Origin of the sequence: Arthrobacter sp. NyZ413, assembly GCF_049390645.1 — a bacterium.
GTDB lineage: Bacteria > Actinomycetota > Actinomycetes > Actinomycetales > Micrococcaceae > Arthrobacter.
This window is the reverse complement of sequence record NZ_CP155434.1, coordinates 1,339,496-1,359,700: the sequence shown is the minus strand read 5'-3', so window position 1 is coordinate 1,359,700 and position 20,205 is coordinate 1,339,496. Positions and strand designations below refer to the sequence as shown.

Here is a 20,205-nt window from a genome sequence, read left to right as displayed (position 1 = left end):
TGCTAACCACCCAAGGTCAGCAGGAAAGCCTGGACCACCGGCCACTGGTGACGGACAAGGGACCAGGCGGCTACGCCGAGGCCGACCATGGCATAACCGCCTACGGGAATCAGGACCAGCCATTCCCGCTTGGAACCCGCTTTGCCGAGCAAGGGGATGCTGAAGGCCCCATTGGCCCTCCAAATCCCGCTCACGAGGGGCAGCTTGCGCCAGAACTTCGGCGGCTTGATGACGATGGGCCACAGCAGGGGCACGCCCCCGGTGGTGATCATGTCCCCCACGATGTGGATGACGACGCCGGTCAGCATGGACAACGGAAGCCAGGACCACTGGTGCGGGGCGAACCAGGTCACCAATCCCGCCATTGCGAGGGCGAAGACCCAATTCACGATCCACCCCGAGTTCGGGAACAGCTTGAGCGCCTTGGCGGCCAGGTTGATCATGAACATACAAAGCAGGCCCGCTCCGACGGACAAACGCCCAACCGGGGTGTCCAGCTGGAACTGCGCGGCCATCGCGGCGAGCACCACGAAAGCCGAAGCGCCCAAGAGGGAGTGGGTTCCTTGGCGGTGACCCCCGCTGGCTTTCTCGATGCCGACGGCGATCACGTTCGACAGCGGCGGCAGCGAATGCGCGATGGTGCTCGAACGGTGGTCCCAGTCGCACACCAAGGCGGTTCCCGCCGTCGTCATCGCCCCAATCAGGACCCCTGTGGCGTCGAGCGGGTACCAGCCGAGCGTGTACGGGCCGGTGGACGCGATAGCTATCCACGCCGCGGCCCCGGACGCGGCGTGATGTCCTCCCATCATCGGCTTAGCCTGCCGTCTGCGGCGCGGGTGCGGCTGGAGCGGCGGCGAAGACAGCGTCGATCACGTTCTTGGCCCACTCAAGGATTTCGGCGTCCTGGAGGTCGCGTCCCCCGATCCGGGCGGTCTTCGGCTTGGGAATCAGCACCGCGTCGAGGGCCGGCTTGACCTGCGAACCCGGGTACATGCGGTTGAGGCGCATCACCTTGGATTCGGGCAGCTGGGCGGGCGAGAAGCGGATGAAGTTGCCTTGGAGCGCGACGTCGGACAGGCCGGCTTCGCGCGCGCCGACCCGGAAGCGGGCGACGTCGATCAGGTTCTTCGCCGGGAGCGGCGGCTCGCCGTAGCGGTCCACGAGTTCGGCCAGCACTTCGTCGATCGCCTCGTTGGTCATGGCCGCAGCCAGCTTTCGATACGCCTCGAGGCGCAGTCGCTCACCGGGCACGTAGTCGTGCGGCAAATGGGCGTTGACCGGCAGCTCGATCTTCATCTCGGCAGCCTTCTCCTCGGCGTCGCCGCGGTACTCGGCCACGGCCTCGCCGACAAGCCGGATGTACAAGTCGAAGCCGACCCCTTGGATGTGGCCGGACTGTTCCCCGCCCAACAGGTTGCCCGCGCCACGGATCTCAAGGTCCTTCATGGCCAACTGCATGCCGGCACCGAGCTCATTGTGGGCCGCCACCGCCTTCAGCCGTTCCAGGGCGACCTCGCCCAGCGGCTTCTCCGAGGGGTACAGGAAATAGGCGTAGGCGCGTTCACGGCCACGGCCCACGCGACCGCGCAACTGGTGCAGCTGGGACAAGCCGTACTTGTCCGCGCCATCGACAATCAGGGTATTGGCGTTGGAGATATCCAGTCCGGTTTCGATGATCGTGGTGCAGACCAGGACGTCAAAACGCTTTTCCCAGAAGTCCACGATGATCTTCTCAAGCCGGCTCTCGGACATTTGCCCGTGGGCTACTTCCACCCGGGCTTCCGGAACGAGTTCGCGGATCTGGGCCGCGATGCGCTCAATCGAAGACACCCGGTTATGGACGAAGAACACCTGGCCTTCGCGCATGAGTTCGCGCCGGATCGCGGCCGACGTCTGCTTGTTGGTGAACGGCCCCACGTAAGTCAGCACGGGGTGCCGCTCTTCCGGCGGTGTCGCCAAGGTGGACGTTTCGCGGATGCCGGTCAGGGACATCTCCAAAGTGCGCGGGATCGGTGTGGCGCTCATGGCGAGGACGTCCACGTTGGTACGCATCTTCTTGAGCGCTTCCTTGTGCTCGACGCCGAAGCGCTGCTCCTCGTCGACGATCACCAGTCCGAGGTCCTTGAACTCAAAGTCCTTGGACAACAGGCGGTGCGTACCGATGACAACATCCACCGAGCCGTTCTTGACACCGTCGGACGTCTCCTTGGCTTCCTTGGAACTCTGGAAACGGGACAGCGGCCGGACACGAAGGGGGAAGCCGGAAAAGCGCTCGGTGAAAGTTTCGTAGTGCTGCTGCGCGAGCAGGGTGGTGGGAACGAGCACGGCCACCTGCTTCCCGTCCTGAACCGCCTTGAACGCAGCACGTACTGCGATCTCGGTCTTGCCGTACCCGACGTCGCCCGAGACAAGGCGGTCCATGGGGATCTCCCGTTCCATGTCCGCCTTGACCTCGTTGATGGTGGTCAACTGGTCCGGGGTCTCCACGTACGGGAAAGCTTCCTCAAGTTCACGTTGCCACGGCGTGTCCGGGGCGAAGGCGTGCCCCCGGGAGGCCATGCGCGCGGAATACAGCCGGATCAGTTCCCCGGCGATCTCCTTGACGGCCTTGCGTGCCTTGGACTTGGTGCTGGCCCAGTCCGCGCCGCCCATCTTGCTCAAGGTCGGCGTGTCTCCCCCGACGTAGCGGGTCACTTGGTCCAGTTGGTCGGTCGGCACGAAGAGACGGTCGCCGGGCGCGCCGCGCTTGGAGGCCGCGTACTCAAGCACGAGGTACTCGCGGAGACCGGCATCGACGGGCGCGGAACCCGCCACCTTGCGCTGGATCAGTTCCACGAACTTCCCGATTCCGTGCTGTTCGTGGACCACGAAGTCGCCCGCGTGCAATTGGAGGGGGTCGACGGCGTTGCGCCGCTTGGAGGGCATGCGCCGCATGTCCTTCGTGGAGGCCGCGGAGGACCGGCCCAGGAGGTCCGCTTCCGTCAGGAGCGCCAGTTTGAGTCCGTCCAGGACAAAACCGCGTCCGACGGCGGCAGTGGTCACCTCGATGATGCCCGCTTGGGGTTCCTCGGCCAGGGAGTCGACACGGGAACACGGGATGTCGGCGTCGTGGAACAGTTCGGCCAGGCGTTGGGCAGGACCGGGGCCGTCGGTGGCCACCACGATCCGCCATTGCTCGCGAACATGGGAGCCGATGAACTCGAGCATTTCGGCGACGTCACCTTGGTAGCCGCGCGGTTCGCGGGCGTGCAGGTTCAGGACGTCGATGTCGAGGACAAGTTCTTCGTCCGTCGCGAGCGACGTGATGGACCACCAGGAAACCTGGTGGGCAAGGGCCGAACTGCGCGTCTCGGTCAGCGACCTGAAGCTTGCTTCATGAAGCGTGGCCGCCGCATGGGAGGCCAGGTCCAAAGGAGCGGCACCGCCGTCGGACGCCGTGGACCAAGCAGCCTCCAGGAACTCTTCGTTCGTCGCGGCGAGGTCATGGGCGCGCGTGCGGACCTTCTCGGGTTCGATCACCACGGAAAGTGAGCCTTCGGGCAACTGCTCAACGAACGGCACCATGGCGTCCACCAGCACGGGCGCGAGCGATTCCATGCCCTCTACCGCGATTCCACCGGCGATCTTCTCAAGCATGTCCGCCGCGGCGGGCATTTCGGCCTTGAGCTTCGCGGCGCGGGACATCACCGACGGCGTGATGAGGATTTCCCGGCAAGGCGGGGCGTGCAATTCGGTGGGGTGGTGCAGCGCGGGTCCGGACAGCGAGCGCTGGTCGGCCACCGCGAACCAGCGCATCTGGTCCACTTCGTCCCCGAAGAACTCAACCCGGATGGGGTGGTCTTCGGTGGGCGGGAAGACGTCCAAAATCCCGCCCCGCACCGCGAATTCGCCACGGTGGGTCACCATATCCACGCGCGAGTAGGCGGCGTCGGCAAGCTTGCGCACAAGCTCGGTGAAAGGAATTTCCTGCCCCACCCGAAGTGTCACGGGGACCAGCTCGCCCAGCCCGGCCACGACCGGCTGGACCACGGCGCGAACGGGCGCGACGACCACCCGCAGGGATCCCGCCGTCGAACTCTCCGGGTGCGCCAGCCTGCGAAGCACCGATAGGCGGCGGCCCACGGTGTCCGATCGGGGCGAGAGCCGCTCGTGGGGCAAGGTCTCCCAACTGGGGAAAACAGCGATGGAATCCGCGGGGAGGTACGCCCCAAGTGCCTCGGCCAGGTCCTCCGCCTCGCGACCGGTGGCCGTCACGGCCAGCACGACGGCGGCACTGGAGTCCTGCGCGGCGAGGCCGTCGGCCATCTCGGCCAGGAGCGCCGCCCTCAGGCCCGCCGGCGCGCTGATCTGGTAGTCGTTGCTGCGTCCGTCGAAGCTTCGCGCGGCTTCCTTGCTGATACGCGCAAAACTCGCGTCCTCGGCCAGTGCGCGGCGCAGACCGTTGAGGCTCATCGCTGGAACTCCTAGGGTGGGTTCTGGGGCAGGCAACACAAATGCCCGGAATTCCTGATGGATCCCGGGTCATTCCAGACTACCCCGCCCCCGGCCCGAAGGAGTCCGCAGTGAACGACGCACACCAACCCCGGCGGACCGTCCTGGTGACCGGCGCCACCGGCTACATCGGCGGGCGATTGGTTCCCCGGCTCCTGGAAGCCGGCTACAGGGTCAAGGTCCTCGTCCGCTCGCCGCAGAAGATCGCCAGCGTTCCCTGGCGGGACGACGTGGAGGTTGTCAAGGACAACCTGGCGGATGCCGCGGGCCTTGAGCGCGCCCTAGCAGGGGTGGACGTGTTGTACTACCTGGTCCATTCCATGGCCTCGGGCAGCGGCTTCGAGGCCGAGGAACGCCGGATGGCAGGGCTCGTGGCCGGGGCGGCGCGCAAGGCCGGTACTTCCCGGATCGTCTACCTTGGCGGCTTGCACCCGCCGGGCATACGCCTGTCCACGCATATGCGCTCCCGCGAAAGCGTCGGCAAGGTCTTCCTCGAATCCGGAGTCGACTCGATCGTGTTCCAGGCCGGCGTGGTGATCGGTTCCGGTTCTGCATCGTTCGAGATGATCCGGCACCTGGCCGAAACCCTGCCCGTGATGCCTGCCCCGAGCTGGGTGGGGAACAAGATCGAGCCGATCGCGGTGCGAGATGTCCTGCATTACTTGCTGGGCGCCGCGGCCCTCACCCAATCGGTCAACCGGGCTTTCGATATCGGTTCCCGCGAGGTCCTCAGCTACAAGGCCATGATGAAGGAATATGCCCTTGAAGCGGGGTTGCCGAGGAGGCTCGTGCTCGCGCTTCCTGTTCCGGCGCCCCGGCTCGCAGGATTGTGGGTCGCGTTGGTAACGCCGATCCCGTGGTCCATGTCGCTGCCCCTCGTCGAGTCGCTCCAGCACGACGCGGTCTCCCGGGAGCACGACGTCGACCTCCTCATCCCCCGGCCCGACGGCGGGCTCACGGGTTATCGACGCGCCGTCGCCTTGGCGCTGGGCAAGGAACGGGACGGTCAGGTGGAGACCACGTGGGCGAACGCCGGCGCCGATGCCGATCCCCTTCCGAGCGACCCGGAGTGGGCCGGCTACCGGGTCTACCTCGACGAAAGGAAGTACCACAGCGGCATCCCGCCGGAGCAGGTGTGGCGGGTCATCGAAGGCATCGGCGGGAAGAACGGCTGGTACTCGCTGCCCCTCGCGTGGCGTGTCCGCGGTTGGCTGGACAAGCTGAGCGGCGGCGCTGGACTGCTCCGGGGCCGGCGCCATCCCCATCGCCTGGCCGTCGGCGAGGCAGTGGACTGGTGGCGAGTCGAAAAGATCGAGCGTGGAAAGCTGCTGAGGCTTCGGGCGGAAATGCGCGCTCCCGGCCGTGCGTGGCTGGAACTGTCCGTAGAGCCCGACGGCGGCGGGACCCTCTACCGGCAACGCGCCATCTTCTTTCCCAAGGGGCTTAGTGGCCGCCTGTACTGGCTGGCCGTGTTGCCGTTCCACAGCCTGATTTTCCCCGCGATGTCGCGGAATATCGCCCGTGCGGCCGCAGACCTGCAAGCAGGCGATGCCGCTTCCCCGTAGGATGATTCGGGAGCCCAACCGCTCCCAAACGAACGTACTCCCCAGCGAGATATACACGGAGGACCCCCATGGCCCTGACCGCATCCACCACCCTGCCCCATGCCGTAGACCGCGTCACCGCGACGTTCATCGACGAGGATTTCCTTCGCCACACGAGCGAATTCGTCGGCGGCACCTTGGAGTCCTTCACGATCGATGGCGATGTTGCCGGCGCTTTCACCACCACCACCGTGCGTACGCTTCCCACCACCCGGCTCCCCGAAATCGCACGGAAGGTCGTGGGCGAAAGCCTCACCGTGACCCAGACGGAAAAGTGGGACGCTCCCACGGCCGACGGCTCCCGCACCAGCCACATCGCGCTGAAGGTCTCCGGCGCTCCGCTGGACGTCACCGCAGTGCAGCGGCTCGTGGCCGAAGGCGGCAACACCCGCGTAGAGCTCGAAGGCACTGTTTCTTCGTCCGTGCCGTTCCTCGGCGGCAAGATTGCCGATGCCGCTGAGCCGATGGTGGGCAAGGCGCTCAAGATCCAGGCGCAGCAGGCCGAGTCCTGGCTCGAAAGCCACTAGTCCACGTAGCTGGCGCTATCTGAAGCGCAGTGGGTGACGCCTGACAATTCGCGGCGGCACCCACTGCGCTTCCGTTGGATAAAGCTTCCGTTGGATAAAATAGGACAGATAAAATAGAACAGGGTGCGCCGGGAAGTCTGGTCGGCAACGATATCGCCGACCCCTCAAGGAGAACCGATTGGCACGCCGCCCGCGCACCACGTCCCCTGCCGCAAACCCAGTCCGGGCAAACCCAGTCCGCGCAAACCCAGTCCTCGCAATCCTGCGCACCGAAACGGTCGGCGGTTCCCTCTTGCTTGCCGCAACCGTCCTCGCACTCGCCTGGGCGAATTCCCCTTTTGCCGGCGCCTATTTCGCGCTCCGCGAACTAAAGCTCGGGTACGCGCCTTGGCACCTCGAATTGAGCTTGGGCAATTGGGCCGCAGACGGCCTCCTCGCAGTCTTCTTTTTCCTCGCCGGCCTTGAATTGAAGCGGGAATTCGTGGCCGGCGAATTACGGAATCCCGCAAAGGCGATCGTGCCCGTCGCGGCAGCCGCGGGAGGCGTCGCGCTTCCCGCACTCATCTATGTCTTCGTCAATCTCGGCGCAGGCATTCCCGGCACCGGCATTCCCGGCACAGGCGCGCAAACGCTCCAGGGCTGGGCGATTCCGACAGCAACGGACATCGCGTTCGCCCTGGCAGTCCTGGCGGTCATCAACACCCACCTGCCGGCGGCGTTGCGGGTTTTCCTCCTGACCCTCGCGGTGGTTGACGACCTGATCGCCATCGGCATCATCGCCTTCTTCTACTCGCACGGCCTCGAGCCTGTCATGCTGTTGGCCGCCGTGGTGCCATTGGGGCTGTTCACCCTGCTGGTCCGGAAGCAGGTCCGCAGTTGGTACCTGCTGCTCCCGCTCGCCGCCGCCACCTGGGCTTTCGTCCATGCCTCCGGCATCCACGCCACCGTGGCAGGAGTATTGCTTGGATTCGCCGTGCCGGTGAACCTCGCGCAGAGCTTTGAACACCGGATCCGGCCGTTTTCGGCGGGCTTTGCCGTGCCGGTTTTCGCGTTCTTCTCCGCCGGGGTTTCCCTTGGCGGCGTACCCGGGCTGGGCGCGGCCCTCGCCGACCCGGTGGCGATCGGCATAGTCTTGGCGCTCGTAGCGGGCAAGGCCGTCGGAGTTTTCGGCACCACATTCCTTGTTGCCAAGACAACCCGTGCCCGCTTGGACGACGGACTCGCCTGGGTGGACGTCGCCGGCCTGTCCCTGTTGGCCGGCGTCGGTTTCACGGTTTCGTTGTTGATCGCCGAACTCGGCTTCGGTACCGGCTCGCCGCAAGACGACCACGCGAAAGTCGCCATCCTCACGGGTTCCCTCATCGCGGCGCTCCTCGCCGCCGTCGTCCTCAAGAGCCGTAACAGGCACTACCGGCGCGTGGCGCATGGTGAAAATGGCGATGACGACGGCGGTGGGATAGGTGGTGTTTTTCGGGCGGAAATAACGACTTCCGAGGGCGAGTAGTGCAATTACTAAATCGAGTGGTGCACGCCCGAAGTGGAGTGGCGGGCACGCTGTTTGCGCGGTTTCGGCAGGAATACCTTGCTGCTATGGACGCGAATAGTATGGAACGGGTGTGGCACGGGAGCCACAGGAAGGCGCAGCCAAAGAACTGGTCCTTGTTCTTTGTCTGGGCAGTTCTCGGGCTCATGTCGATTTCGGTTCTCATCGCAGCAGTACCCAAATGATGCGGTGAACAAGCCAACGGTATAACAGTTCAAAAAAGCTCGGGCCGGTAAAACGGGTCCGAGCTTTTCTATGCCATGTTGAATTTCCAATGAGAACGGCGCTGAAAACGCATCAACGCACAAAACCCGTGACCGCGGCAAGGACCGTCACGAAGACGAGGGCCACGAGCATGCCCACGACCACAAACTCGGCACGCCGGACCCGGTGCTGGCTCCGGCGCCACTCGCGCCTGCTCTCCAAGATGATCATGATCCGAGGCTAAGGCAGTGCCACGGCCTCCCAATAGAGTGGACGCTACTCGACTCCGGATTCGGCTTGACGGAGTGCATCTTCCGCGGCTACCCATGCGAGCATGGCGCATTTCACTCGCGCCGGGTACTTCGCGACTCCCGCCAAGGCCGCGGCATCCTGCAGGAGGTCCTCATCGGCCTCAAGCTTGCCCCTGGAACGCATCAATTCACGGAAGTGGTCGATGATGTGATGGAAGGACCCGGTGGACATCCCCGGGGCGATTTCGCTCAGGATGGACGCTGACGCCATCGAAATGGCGCATCCATCGCCGTTCCAGTGGATTTCCGCCACGTCCCGCCCGTCCGCATTCGCCCCGACGCTGAGCCGGACAGTGATTTCGTCTCCGCAGACGGGATTGAGTTGGTGGCTCTCCCCTGTGCCGGCCGTTCCCGCGGCGAGCGCCGGAAGGCCCGCCAGGTCCCCGCCGGTCCGCGCCTTCGAGTGCTCGAGGATGAGCTGTTGATAGAGCGAGTCGAGGCTCATGCCTTGCCTTCCGTGTTTGCCACGCCGAAGTACGGGCGGACCTGCGCAACGGCGTCCACCAAACGGTCCACTTCGTCCGTGGTGGTGTAGAGGTAGGTGCTCGCCCTCGTTGACGCCGTCAGGCCGAGCCTGCGGTGCAGAGGTTGGGCGCAGTGGTGCCCCACCCGGACGGCGATGCCCAATTCGTCAAGGTACTGGCCGACGTCGTGCGCGTGGACCCCGGCGACGTCAAACGCGGCCAGGCCCGTGCGTTCCTCGCCCGCCGCGGGTCCAAGCACGCGGACGCCGTCGATCGCAGTGAGGCCAGTGACGAGCCGCTGCCCGAGCTCCGCTTCGCGGAGGGCCACCCGGTCCATGCCGGTTTCGCCCAGGTAGTTCGCGGCGGAAGCGAGTGCGACGGCTTGGGAAATGGCCTGGGTGCCGGCCTCGAACCGTTGCGGGGCCGGAAGGTACCGGGCTTCTTCCATGGTCACGGTGGTGATCATGGATCCTCCGGTCAGGAAGGGCGGCATGGCGTTCAGCAATTCGCTGCGCCCGAAGACCGCGCCGATCCCGGTCGGACCAAGCATCTTGTGGCCGGAGAAGACGGCGAAATCCACGTCCAACGCCTTGAAGTCCACGGGAAGGTGCGGAACCGACTGGCAGGCGTCCAGGACCACCAAGGCCCCTACTTCACGCGCCATCCGGACCAGGACGTCCACCGGATTGATGTTGCCGAGCACGTTCGAGGTGTGGGTGAAGGCCAGGATCCTGGTGCGGCCCGAGACCAGCTTCGCGGCCTCCTCAAGCCGCAACGCACCGGCGTCGTCGATGGGAATGAACCGGAGCGTCGCGCCCGTCCGCCGGCAGAGCTCCTGCCACGGGATCAGGTTGGCGTGGTGTTCCATTTCCGTGACGAGCACCTCGTCGCCCGCCTTCAGGGCGAACCGCTCGCTCCCACCGCCTATATTGCCGACGCTGGCATTCGAGAACGAGTAGGCCAGCAGGTTCAGCCCGGCCGTGGCGTTGGCGGTCCAGATCAGCTCATCGTCCTGCACGCCCACAAAGCGCGCCACCGTGGCGCGGGCGTCCTCAAATGCATCCGTCGCTTCCACCGCGAGGTGGTGGGCTCCACGGTGGACGGCCGCGTTCCGCTGCTCGTAGAACTCCTGCTCGGCTTCCAGGACGCTCCGCGGATTTTGGGAGGTCGCTCCGGAGTCCAGGTAGACCAGCGGTTTGCCGTTGATTTCCTGGTCGAGGACGGGGAAGTCATTGCGGATGCGCCGGACTTCATCATCGTCGAGCGCGGAAATCCGGGATTCTCCCCAAACAGGGGTGGAAACCGTTGTCAAAACTGATGCTCCTTGGAGGAAGGCGTTCTCGAGGACCGGTTGCAATCCTCACGGGCAGCCGCCGGGTGTGGCGGCGTTACCTAGTAATTGTCCCACCAATCCGGGTAGGCGCCTTCCTCCAGGCGGCGGACGCAGCCGCCACGCCTACTCTTCAGGCTTCGCCAGCTCATCCCACAGCTCGGAGAGTTTCTGCCTTCGCGAGACTCCGAGCTTTCCGTAGACCCGTTGCAGGTGGGCGTTAACTGTGTTCACGGCGATGCCCAGCCGGGCGGCCACCTCCGCGCTGCTTAGCCCGGAAGCCACCAAGGCGGTCACTTCGCGTTCGCGTTGGGAAAGCTTGACGACGGCGGGCGAAGCACCCGATCCCTGCTCCTGGCCTTCGAGGTGCGTTTCCTCGGGTGCCGGCGACTCCTCGAGGTCGAACCCCTTGTCCGGCTCGGCTTCATTCCAGGGCCCTTGCCCGAAATCCTGCGGCAATCCTTCGCCGGACGGGATGCCGGATTCGGCGCTCCACGCCAGCTCCGCCACGCCCAGTCCCTGCTGGCGGGCACCGCGGCTGCCGGTGCGGGCTGCCAGTCCAAGGTTCAACATCTCCAAGGCACGGTGTCCCTTCTTGGCCGCCGATCCGGCCAGCTGGAGGAGTTTCCGATGCGAATGTTCCGCCCCGATCAACACCGAGCGGGCGGCCGATGCGTAGCTCTCGGCGAGCTGCGAGGCCAAATAATTGCCACCGCTCCTGCGCGCATCGTAGGCCGCCAAAGCGCGGCGCACCTGATTGACGTCGCCCAGCAGCCAGGAGGCGGCGGCCAGACCGCCGAGCGTTGGCGGCAAGAGTCCGTCCGGGTCGGCTTCGTCCAGCCGGGACTTCGCTTGGCGGAATTGTTCGCACGCCAGTTCCAGGCTGCCCTGCCTGGCGAGGACCAGCGCACGGTACAGGTGTGCCGATCCGCCAAAGTAGCTCAACCGGTTGCTGTAGCTGGAGCTCCCCTCGCAGAACATTTCGGAGCCGCCCCATTGACCGCGCCAAATCAGGTTGGATCCGTGGATCGTCAGCACCGTGGAGTGGAAGTCGACCGGGCACCGCGGCAAGCGGTCCAACGATTCGAGCGCCACTGTGGAGAGCCCGACGGCGTCCGCGAACCGCCCGCCCACAGCCAACCCTTGGGAGACTAGCGCCATGAGGAGCACTCCCGCCTGGCTTGGCGGTGGCAACTGACGTTCCGGTCCAAGCCCGGCGTCGACGAGTTGCGCGTGGCACAGCCGACGGAACAGCTCGCCCGACGGCGGCGGCCAGCTGCCGTTTTGCGCATCGAGATACAGCTGGAGGACGTCCAGTTCGTCGCGGACGGCCGTCGGGTCGGCCGGTCCCGACTCCCCCGGCGGGAGGTCGACGGCGGCAGCTTCCAGCCGCCGTCGGGCATCATCCAGGACTGTCTGCAGGACGTTTGGTCCGGGAGAGGTCGGCCGGAGGGCGTGGAGCAGCAACCAGACAGCGCCGGCAAAATCCGCCGTGGCGACGTCCCCCGTGTTCGCCACGAGGCCCTTGAGGATCCTGACCGCGCCTGGAAAATCCCTCGAGTGGTAGCGCGCCCGCGCCAATTCCAGGCCCGCGGGCAGGGCAAACTCCGGACCTCGAACAGCTTCGGCCGCCCTGCGCGCCCGCTTGTTGTCGTGGAGGTCGTTCGCCGCGATCGCGACGGCGAGGAGGTCGGCGTCGGTGACCGGCAGTCCGCTTTCCAGTTCCAGGTCCACACGGCGGAACAGCGTCCACAGCGAGCTGTCAGGAACGGATGCCAACATCGTGTAAATGCTTCGGCGAAGCTCGAGCCGGCGGGAAGGCTCCAGCTGCTGCCGCGCCAGCCGCCCCTCGGCGGCGTGGCCCAGCGAAACCATGTGCTGGTGGTCCAGCTGGACCCGGATGGTCCCATCGTTCCGGAGGGCTTCGAGGGCACGTCCTTGGACCAGCTCCTCGAGCACGGCCAACGGGATCGGTTCCGCGACGGCCAGGATGTCCACCACCTGGCGCTGCGGCACTGAATACGCTTCGAGGCGGTGCCTGGTCAGCTCCAACGCCTGGGAACCGTCGACGCGGATGGGTCGCGACAGGGTCCAGGTGTCCGCCTGTTCCACGATTTCGCCGCGCGCGGCGGCTTCGTCCAGGATCAATTTCGCGGTCTGCAGGTTGCCGCCCGTGAGAGCGTGGATGTCCCGGACGACGCTCCCCGCCGCACGCCCGGCCAGGCGGTCGTCGATGAATTCGCGTACCTGCTCCTGGGTCAGGTCCTCGAGTGCCACCACCGAGAGTTGCCTCGAGACGACGGACTCCATGAGCTCCATCCTCAAGGGCCGGTCCGAGCGGTGGGTCGCGATCATGCGGATGTCCGGTTCAACCAGCAACTGGCTCAAAAGCCACAAGGACATGTCGTCGAGGAAGTCGATATTGTCCAACACCAAAAGGACGGGCGAGCCCGGAGCCGCCGCGGCGCGCACAGCCTTCCGGCACTCGCTCACGATCGATCTCGGCCACACCTTGGCACGGGCCGGAAGATCCGGAACGAGGGCCATTGCTATGCCGAACGGGATGTCCGCGAACGACTCGGAGACGTAGTGCGACATGACACTGAACGATCCACGCAAGACGGTCGCGGCGGCGTCCAGCAGTGTGGTCATTCCGGAACCGCCCGGCCCGGAGAGAATCACGCCGGCCGGCTCGGGCCCTGAGAGGGCAACAACAATCTCCTGGAGCTCGGCTGCCCGAATGATCGGGGGCGAGGTATGGGTCCCTTCGATATCGTCCATGGTCCTGTCTCATCGTTGGGCCGCCCGGACAGATATGCCTGTTGGCCGCGGCACGGACCGGTGTCTTTTCCAAACGTTACCTGCGGGTTCTTTGCCTGGATTGAGTGGTAACTACTTGGTTTTTCGCGGTTTTTTGCCCTCGACTCACGGCATTCCACGGGGCTTCCGCAAGGCCCGCTCCCGGGCCCGTGCAGGGTGGTCACTTGCCTCTGCGCTTGCCTCTTCATGTGTCTCTTCACGAACGCGGATTTGTATCCGCTGTTACCGTCCTGTGATCTGACTGTGTAAGCTGGTCACGCAAGAGTACGTTCCGGCTGGCTACTACTGGGGAGTTGAAGCGCAGCCGATTCCCGCAACAACTCTGTCCTGACACACCCATCGGCCGTGTTCGACGATGCGGCATTTTTGCCTGCCCTTCGTCGGATCCACAGCCACGGTCTCGCTGCCTATGTCCCCAACAGATATGTCATCCAAAATATGAAACACCTGTTCACAGCACTCATAGCCGTGTGCCTTCTGGCCTTCGGCGGAATCGCCACGATTTCCGCCGTCCAGTCGTCCCACAAGTCGTCCGCGCGAGATGGCGTCACTTCTACGAGCTGGCGTTCGAGCCCTTCACCGTCAGCTTCCTCCACCCCGAAGGTCACTCCCAAACCAACCCAGTCGCCGACGCAGCCCCAGGCCGCGCCCACGACGCCGGCCAGCACTCCCGTGGCAGCAGCGCCGGCCCCGGCTCCCGCCGTAACCGCCGCCGCGACGCCGACCGCCGCACCCTTGCCGGTCACCGGGAACTACCCGCTGCACACCAACATCGTGAGCACCACCTTCTGGGTGGGCGAAATCTTCAACGCGAGCCTCTCGGACGGTTCGCAAGTGTGCTCCACCTACAACGGCCAGTGGGCCATGCAGCACACGGGCATCAACCTCGGAACCACACCGACCAACGCGAGTGGTTGCCCGGGCAGTCCCTACGGCGGTTGCGACGGCGTCAGTTCCGGCACCGGCTCGAACTTCAAATGCGCAACCGAACAGCGCGTAGCGAGCAACGGATACTTCCCGCTCCACCAGCCCAAGCCCCTGCAGAACCCGTTCTACCTCGACCTGCCCTATGACGACGTCAACGACAGCGTTGCCTTCGCAGAGCGCTGCAATGTCATTCCGTGGGCCGCGGCGGACAACGCCGCCACCGGCGTCAACCATTGTGCCGACTCGAACTACAGCTACATGAAGAACGCCTGGGTCCAGATCACCGGACCCAACGGCAACGTTTGCTACGGACAGGTCGAAGACGCCGGACCGTCGAGCGGTTCGCTGTACCACGATTCCGCGTATGTATTCGGCGCGAATAACGCCCGTCCCGTCAACAAGCAGTTCTCGGGAGATCCCAGCCAGGGCGCGGGCATGGACGTTTCCCCGGCGCTGAACGGCTGCCTCGGATTCGCATCCCTGGACGGCGACACCGACCACGTCTCGTGGCGGTTCGTGGACCGTGCCAGCGTGCCGGCCGGCCCGTGGCTGACTGTTGTCACCACTGCCGGAGTCACGAACTAGCATTGAACGTCCATGCCCCGGCCTTCCCGGCCGGGGCATGGACGTTTTGCTTCTCAAGGGCGTCTGTTGAACCGCCGTGCTAGCCGATCCGCGCCGCGGATGAGCGGGCGGCCGATGGTTGGGCGCTTGGCACTTTGGCTTGACTGCCTTTGGCCGGGCCCGCTTCACCAGCCCGCTGTTGGATCCGGCGCACGGGGCTGACCCAAACGCCGGAGGAACTCGCCGAAAATGCCCTCGGCAACACCTGCAGGCAGATCATGGCATCCAGGATCCGCATGAACGGAAACAGCGGCGCCATGAGCAAGAACCGCGGATTGCGCATCGAGATCGCAGCGACCACAGTCAACAGCAAGTCCGGCAGGAAGACTCCGATCAGCACATCCTGTGGGCGGAGCACTCCGGACAATACATAGAAGACTTGCCAACGGTTGCCGAAGATCCAGACTTCGGCTGCGGCGATCGTCGACAAAAGGAAGGCCGGCACCAAGAGCACGAAGAAGATGCAACTGGCCACAAGCTCGATGATGTAGAGGGTCAAGACAAACCAGAACTTGCCGAAATGCATGCGGTGCCGCCGCACGGTTTGCCAGAAGCCAAGGATCCACCGCCGCACTTGCTTGACGTAGTCCTTCAAGGTGTCCGGATCCTGGGTATAGGCCACGGCGGCAGCCGGATGGAACGCAATCCGGCCCAGCTTCTTCGCATGGATTTCGAACGTCATGTTGAAGTCTTCGATCACGAGCCCCGGAGCGAGGACCTCGATCTCTGCGAGCGCGTTGGTCCTGTACATGCTGGCGAATCCGGGGACGATCGAGACGACGTTGGCTCCGCGTGCCGCTTGGCCGTACTTGAGCATCAACTGCACCACGATGTACAGGCGTTCCCGGTACGCCACCAGGAAGCGGCCGATTCTTGTCGGAGACCGGGGAGTCATGATCGACTTCGCTCGTCCCGCGACGGCTACCACCGTGGGATCGGAGAACAACTGCAGTCCGGTCTCCAGGTAGTCCGGGGTCGGCCTCGTATCGGCGTCCAACAGCATGACCACTTTGAAGCGTTTGCACAGGCCGAAGTGTGCGATTCCCGCCGCGAGCGCCCCCGCCTTTCCCCGGTTGGGTTCGAGTTCGAGGACTTTCACCCCGGCTCCCCTCGCGATCGCGGCGGTGTTGTCGGTGGACATGTCCGAGACAACGTGGATGTTGCGTCGCGGCACCAGTGCCGAGGCCGAAAGGATTGTCTCGTTGATGACAAGTTCTTCGTTGTGGGCCGCTATCAGGACAGCGACATTCACAGGGTAGAGCCGGACTCCCTTGGAGCGGTGCCGGGCCGGCCTGTGTCGCTTGCTCACGGCCGGGCGGCCTGTCAAGGGGGCGATCCATTCGCGGAACCGGGCACGGATTTCCTCGGCCCGCCACGAGTTCTCCGCGGCCAGGCGGACAAGCCCGGCGCAGGACCAGAAGATTGTGCTGACTCCCAGCACCAGGATTATTGAAAGAAGTATCACGGTGCCGGAGCTCCCGCTGCGTCGTACATTGCGTAGTCGTCGGTTGCGAGCTGGCCGTCGCTGAAAAGGTTCAGACCGAAGCTGATGGCCTCGGCGCCTGCCGGAACGGGCGGGGTTTCCCATACGGCTTGTTGGTAGCCGGTGTTGGCCGGGAACCAGGAACTTGCCGTCCAGTAGACCCAGGTGCCCTGTTTGGTGCGGTAGTAGACCTCGAATTGCGTCTTGGCGGTGGACTGGTACCACGCCCGGAGTGAGTAGCTGTGGTTTTCCAGAACGCTCGGGGCGCATGCACCCAGATCGAGCACGGGGAGCAGCTTGGCGTCCCCGGATGAATAGTCCGAGACATCCAGGCGTCGGGCGACTTCGCCGCTGTGGCCGGGATTCAAGGTGCTGAGGATTGCCGTGTTCGTGCCGTAGGACGAAACCTGCCAGCACTGCGGCAAGCCGTACTTTCCTGGCGTTTCCAAGCCTGGATTGCGCAGCGCGTTCTGCCCGGGTGCGGCGGGCGCGGCAACCGGTCCGTTGACTGCGGGCTTCGCGACGCCGCCGATCACGTCATGGACGGTCCGGACCCCCATGGTCCCTTGTTCCGACCTGGCCGCGAGCCACGTTGCGAACTGTTCGAACAACGCCGGGCTGATGGACCGCGGACTACCGCTCGTGTCGATGTCGTAGAAAGTCAACTGCAACCAGCCGCCGGCTTGTTCGGCTTGTTCGACTGTTGCCTCAAGGTCCGCGAGCGTCCAGCTCGAGCCGACCTCCGACGTCGCGCGCGTCCGGAACGGGTCCGTCGGACGGACCGTCTCCGCTGCGGCGCAACTGGGGCAATCAAGGGGCGTGTGTATTTCGTTGAGTCCCCGGGCGCTGTTGTAGCCGCAAGCCGCCACAAGGTTTTCGGTCTGCGGGCTCGACGCGGCGAAGGGGTACGAGAAGGAGGTGACCTTGAATCCCCAGTCCGTGAGGGTCGCCCGGTCGTCGCAGATCTGCCTGGACGCCTCGTCGGTTTCCACCGCGGTCACATCCGCCAGCGTGACCGTGTGGCCACCGATTTCGTTTTGGTCCGCGGCGAGCGTGTGGAGGTTGTCCACGGTCATATAGTCCGCGGAGCCAATGAAGCCCGAGTTGATGAAGAAGGTGCCCCGAAGACCATTGGCCTTGAGGATGCCGGCTGCCACCATTTGGCTTGCCCGGCCGGAATCGAAGGTGAGGCTGACCGAGGACAAGGGGGCGGGTTTTGCCGTCGGAGTGGCCTGGGCCTCGCCGACCGGTGTCCCGTTTCCGTTCAAGAGCGAAGTACCTCCGGTGAAGAGGACCAGCGCTGCCACCCACGAAACGGCCCACAGGCCCGCGCGTTTCCGGGGTGCGCGCACGGGACCATCCACGTAGCCCCCTCGGGAGCTCATCGTGGGTCTCCGCTGCCGCGCGCGTCCTTGAAGGGGCCGGTGGCGACTGGGGGAAGCCTCGGTCTCAAAGGCTTATTCACCACCGGCCCCCGCTCAAGGGCCCTCTTTGTGAGGGCAAGCTGCCGTACGGCAGCCTCGTCAATCGGCGATTGGCCTGCTACCGCCCGGACCAGAGCGTTCAATTCCATTGTGAGACCTGCTCTCCCCCCGCTGCCCTCAACCAACTGACACCACTAGGTTATGAATTCGCCAAACCGCGGACACGAGTGGTGCCTACCCGTCTTTTTACTCAAACGTGACCCGCGGGCGGCTGGCCTACTCGTTCCGGGCCCGGCCGTGATCAAATGGTGAGTCAGGGTAGTAAGGGGTTATCCGAGGATGGCGGAGAGCGTGTCCAAGAACGAGGAAATTGGCACGTCCGTTGCCGCTGAGGAAAACGGGGCCCGTGTCCGCCCGTCTCCGCGTCCCAGGGAGGGCCGGCGCGGGTTGACGGCCATGGCACGGTCCGGAATCGCCGCAGTTTTGGTGGCACTGGCGATTGGCGGCTTCCTTGTATGGCGAAGTGTGAACGGCGCGACGGCGGTACCGGCGCCGTGGTTCGGCGGCTACGTCGATGTCACGGTGGTCCCCCAGTACCCGCTCGACACCCCTGTGGACGCGAGCACCAAGAACGTCATGCTCGCCTTCGTCGTTGCACAGACGGGACAGCCCTGCGCCCCGAGCTGGGGAAGCACCTATAGCCTTGATGCCGCGAAGACCTCGCTGGACCTCGATGAACGCGTCGCGCGCCTCCGGTCCAATTGGGGCTCGATCGGCGTGTCCTTCGGCGGCTCGGTCAACAGCGAACTCGCAGATTCCTGCCAGGACACGGCTGACTTGGAGAAGGCCTACAAGGCCGTCCTGGATCGCTACAACCCGGCGACCATCGACTTCGACATCGAAGGCGCGAACCTCAGTGACCCCGCCGCGTGGCAGCGCCGGGCCACGGTCATCGCGGCTCTTCAAAAGGAACGGGCCAACGCGGGGAAACCCTTGGCCGTCTGGCTGACGCTTCCGGTAACACCGCAAGGATTGACCGACGCCGGAACATCCGGCGTGGACGAGATGCTCGCCGCCGGCGTGCAACTGTCAGGCGTCAACATCATGACCATGAACTACGGTTCGAGCAGGAGCCCCTCCCAGAGCATGCTCGACGCTTCCCTGTCCGCCGCCCAGTCCACACATGAGCAGCTCAGCATCATTTACCAGCGGGCGGGGATGCCCCTCGAGAGCGACCAAGTCTGGAAGAAGATGGGGCTGACCCCCATGATCGGCCGGAACGACCTCCCCGGTGAAGTGTTCGACATCGACGCCGCACGGGGGTTGAACGCCTTCGCGCACAGCAAGGGCATCACCCGGGTTTCCATGTGGTCCCTTAACCGGGACACCTCGTGCCCGGCGGACACGTCCGACGATTCCGCAAGCCACATTTGCAGTGGCATCGACCAAGGAGGCCAGCGCTTCTCGGATATCCTGGGCGCGGGTTTCCAAGGCAAGCTGCCTTGAGCCAGGGCCTCCTAGGCCAAGCCGGGACGTTCCGTCCGGTCCTGGTCCTTGGCCTGGGCGGGCCGGGCAAGGTGGCGGCCGTTGCCGCGCCGGAACAGCCTCTTAATCCACTGCATGGATGCCTCCTGTTGCTATCTGGTTCTACTGGACCTGGCTTGTTGTGACGGTGTTCAGCCAAGGGCCGGCGGGAACGTTGTCCCGCGTGACGAATTGCCAGTCGACTTTGTCCGACTCGCCGTTGAGGTCGGAGAAGCCCAGGCAGCTATTGAGGGCCGGTGAGACGTCCATGCCGGCCCCGTTGAACTTCTTGTTGGCCGGCCGCGCGTCGTTGGAACCGAACACGTAGTCCTTGTCGTGGTACTGCCCAGGGCCGGCGTCTTCGATCTGGCCGTAGCATTCATGGCCGTCCTTGCGGATCCGGACCCACTGGTTCTTCATGTAACTGAAGTTTGTGTTTTGCGCATTTCCGGCGAAGCCGGGATCGTTCGCCCAGGGAATCACCGATGCCCTCTCGGCAAAAGCGGTCGGATCGTTGACGTCGTCGAAAGGCAGGTCGAGGTAGAACGGGTTCTGTTTGGGAGTCATGCTCGTCGGGGCGTAGCCCTTGGCTTGCGACCTCGCCTCCGTCTGGCACGTGTTGTTGACCATGACTCCGTCACAGCCTCCGTAGTTTTGCATCCATTGGGAGTCGTAGGTGGACATCACTTGGCTTCCGTCCGCGGCAGTGGGATCGAAGATCTCGCCCACCCAGAAGGTGGTGGCCACGATTCCGGTGTGCCAGGGATATTGGCCACTCGGCGTGGGGCTCGGTTTGGGACTCGGTCCGCCGCACGCCGCGGTGAGCAACGTCAGTGCCACGAGGCCGGACACTACGCCGCGGCTGTGGCGGTTCCGTCCTGTTGCTGTGTGCTTCACAATCTGCTCCTTGGCGTGATGTGGCCGGTCCG

The 20,205-nt window shown here is 64.9% G+C and carries 14 protein-coding genes; 5 read left to right on the top strand and 9 right to left on the bottom strand.

From position 1 onward, the window contains the following. Positions 1 to 2 precede the first annotated feature (2 nt). Complete coding sequence (locus tag ABCW42_RS06410; protein ID WP_423184059.1) at positions 3 to 809, bottom strand: metal-dependent hydrolase; 807 nt, start codon at positions 807 to 809, stop codon at positions 3 to 5. Between the two features lie 4 nt (positions 810 to 813). After that, on the bottom strand, positions 814 to 4,452 hold the full coding sequence (gene mfd / locus ABCW42_RS06405; RefSeq protein WP_423184058.1) for a transcription-repair coupling factor: 3,639 nt from the start codon (positions 4,450 to 4,452) through the stop codon (positions 814 to 816). A 41-nt stretch (positions 4,453 to 4,493) separates the two neighbouring features. On the opposite strand from mfd, the gene ABCW42_RS06400 reads away from it, so the two are divergent. The 3 genes from ABCW42_RS06400 (at position 4,494) to nhaA (ending at position 8,126) form a co-directional block, all read left to right on the top strand. After that, on the top strand, positions 4,494 to 6,056 hold the full coding sequence (locus ABCW42_RS06400; protein ID WP_423184057.1) for an SDR family oxidoreductase: 1,563 nt from the start codon (positions 4,494 to 4,496) through the stop codon (positions 6,054 to 6,056). A gap of 68 nt (positions 6,057 to 6,124) precedes the next feature. Then, positions 6,125 to 6,622, top strand: coding sequence for a DUF2505 domain-containing protein (locus ABCW42_RS06395; RefSeq protein ID WP_423184056.1), 498 nt, complete (start codon positions 6,125 to 6,127; stop codon positions 6,620 to 6,622). 178 nt (positions 6,623 to 6,800) lie between these two features. Next, positions 6,801 to 8,126, top strand: a complete 1,326-nt coding sequence (gene nhaA / locus ABCW42_RS06390) for a Na+/H+ antiporter NhaA (RefSeq protein WP_423184055.1) — start codon at positions 6,801 to 6,803, stop codon at positions 8,124 to 8,126. A gap of 336 nt (positions 8,127 to 8,462) precedes the next feature. Here the strand turns inward: nhaA and ABCW42_RS06385 are convergent, their stop codons facing one another. From ABCW42_RS06385 to ABCW42_RS06370, 4 genes are all read right to left on the bottom strand, one after another. Next, a complete protein-coding gene (locus ABCW42_RS06385) occupies positions 8,463 to 8,600 on the bottom strand; it encodes a hypothetical protein (RefSeq protein ID WP_165962268.1) in 138 nt (45 codons plus the stop codon). Between the two features lie 45 nt (positions 8,601 to 8,645). Continuing rightward, positions 8,646 to 9,125, bottom strand: a complete 480-nt coding sequence (gene sufU, locus ABCW42_RS06380) for a Fe-S cluster assembly sulfur transfer protein SufU (protein ID WP_423184054.1) — start codon at positions 9,123 to 9,125, stop codon at positions 8,646 to 8,648. Beyond that, entirely contained in the window at positions 9,122 to 10,456 is a 1,335-nt protein-coding gene (locus ABCW42_RS06375; RefSeq protein WP_423184053.1) for an aminotransferase class V-fold PLP-dependent enzyme, read from the bottom strand. The genes sufU and ABCW42_RS06375 overlap by 4 nt, the downstream gene beginning before the upstream one ends. A 144-nt stretch (positions 10,457 to 10,600) precedes the next feature. Continuing rightward, positions 10,601 to 13,255 carry a helix-turn-helix transcriptional regulator gene (locus tag ABCW42_RS06370; protein WP_423184052.1) on the bottom strand — a complete coding sequence of 885 codons (2,655 nt, stop codon included), beginning with the start codon at positions 13,253 to 13,255 and terminating at the stop codon, positions 10,601 to 10,603. Positions 13,256 to 13,732: 477 nt separating this feature from the next. Between ABCW42_RS06370 and ABCW42_RS06365 the strand changes: the two genes are divergently transcribed. Next, a complete protein-coding gene (locus ABCW42_RS06365) occupies positions 13,733 to 14,806 on the top strand; it encodes a hypothetical protein (RefSeq protein ID WP_423184051.1) in 1,074 nt (357 codons plus the stop codon). 79 nt (positions 14,807 to 14,885) lie between these two features. Here the strand turns inward: ABCW42_RS06365 and ABCW42_RS06360 are convergent, their stop codons facing one another. After that, the gene (locus ABCW42_RS06360) at positions 14,886 to 16,286 is read right to left on the bottom strand and encodes a glycosyltransferase family 2 protein (RefSeq protein WP_423184050.1); all 1,401 of its coding nucleotides are present in this window, start codon (positions 16,284 to 16,286) and stop codon (positions 14,886 to 14,888) included. Positions 16,287 to 16,306: 20 nt separating this feature from the next. Further along, positions 16,307 to 17,713, bottom strand: coding sequence for a polysaccharide deacetylase family protein (locus ABCW42_RS06355; RefSeq protein ID WP_423184049.1), 1,407 nt, complete (start codon positions 17,711 to 17,713; stop codon positions 16,307 to 16,309). A 390-nt stretch (positions 17,714 to 18,103) separates the two neighbouring features. On the opposite strand from ABCW42_RS06355, the gene ABCW42_RS06350 reads away from it, so the two are divergent. Continuing rightward, positions 18,104 to 19,258, top strand: a complete 1,155-nt coding sequence (locus ABCW42_RS06350) for a chitinase (RefSeq protein WP_423184048.1) — start codon at positions 18,104 to 18,106, stop codon at positions 19,256 to 19,258. A 141-nt stretch (positions 19,259 to 19,399) separates the two neighbouring features. On the opposite strand, the gene ABCW42_RS06345 is transcribed toward ABCW42_RS06350, so the two are convergent. After that, positions 19,400 to 20,173 (bottom strand): hypothetical protein, encoded by a 774-nt coding sequence (locus ABCW42_RS06345; RefSeq protein ID WP_423184047.1) that lies wholly within the window; start codon positions 20,171 to 20,173, stop codon positions 19,400 to 19,402. Positions 20,174 to 20,205 lie beyond the last annotated feature (32 nt).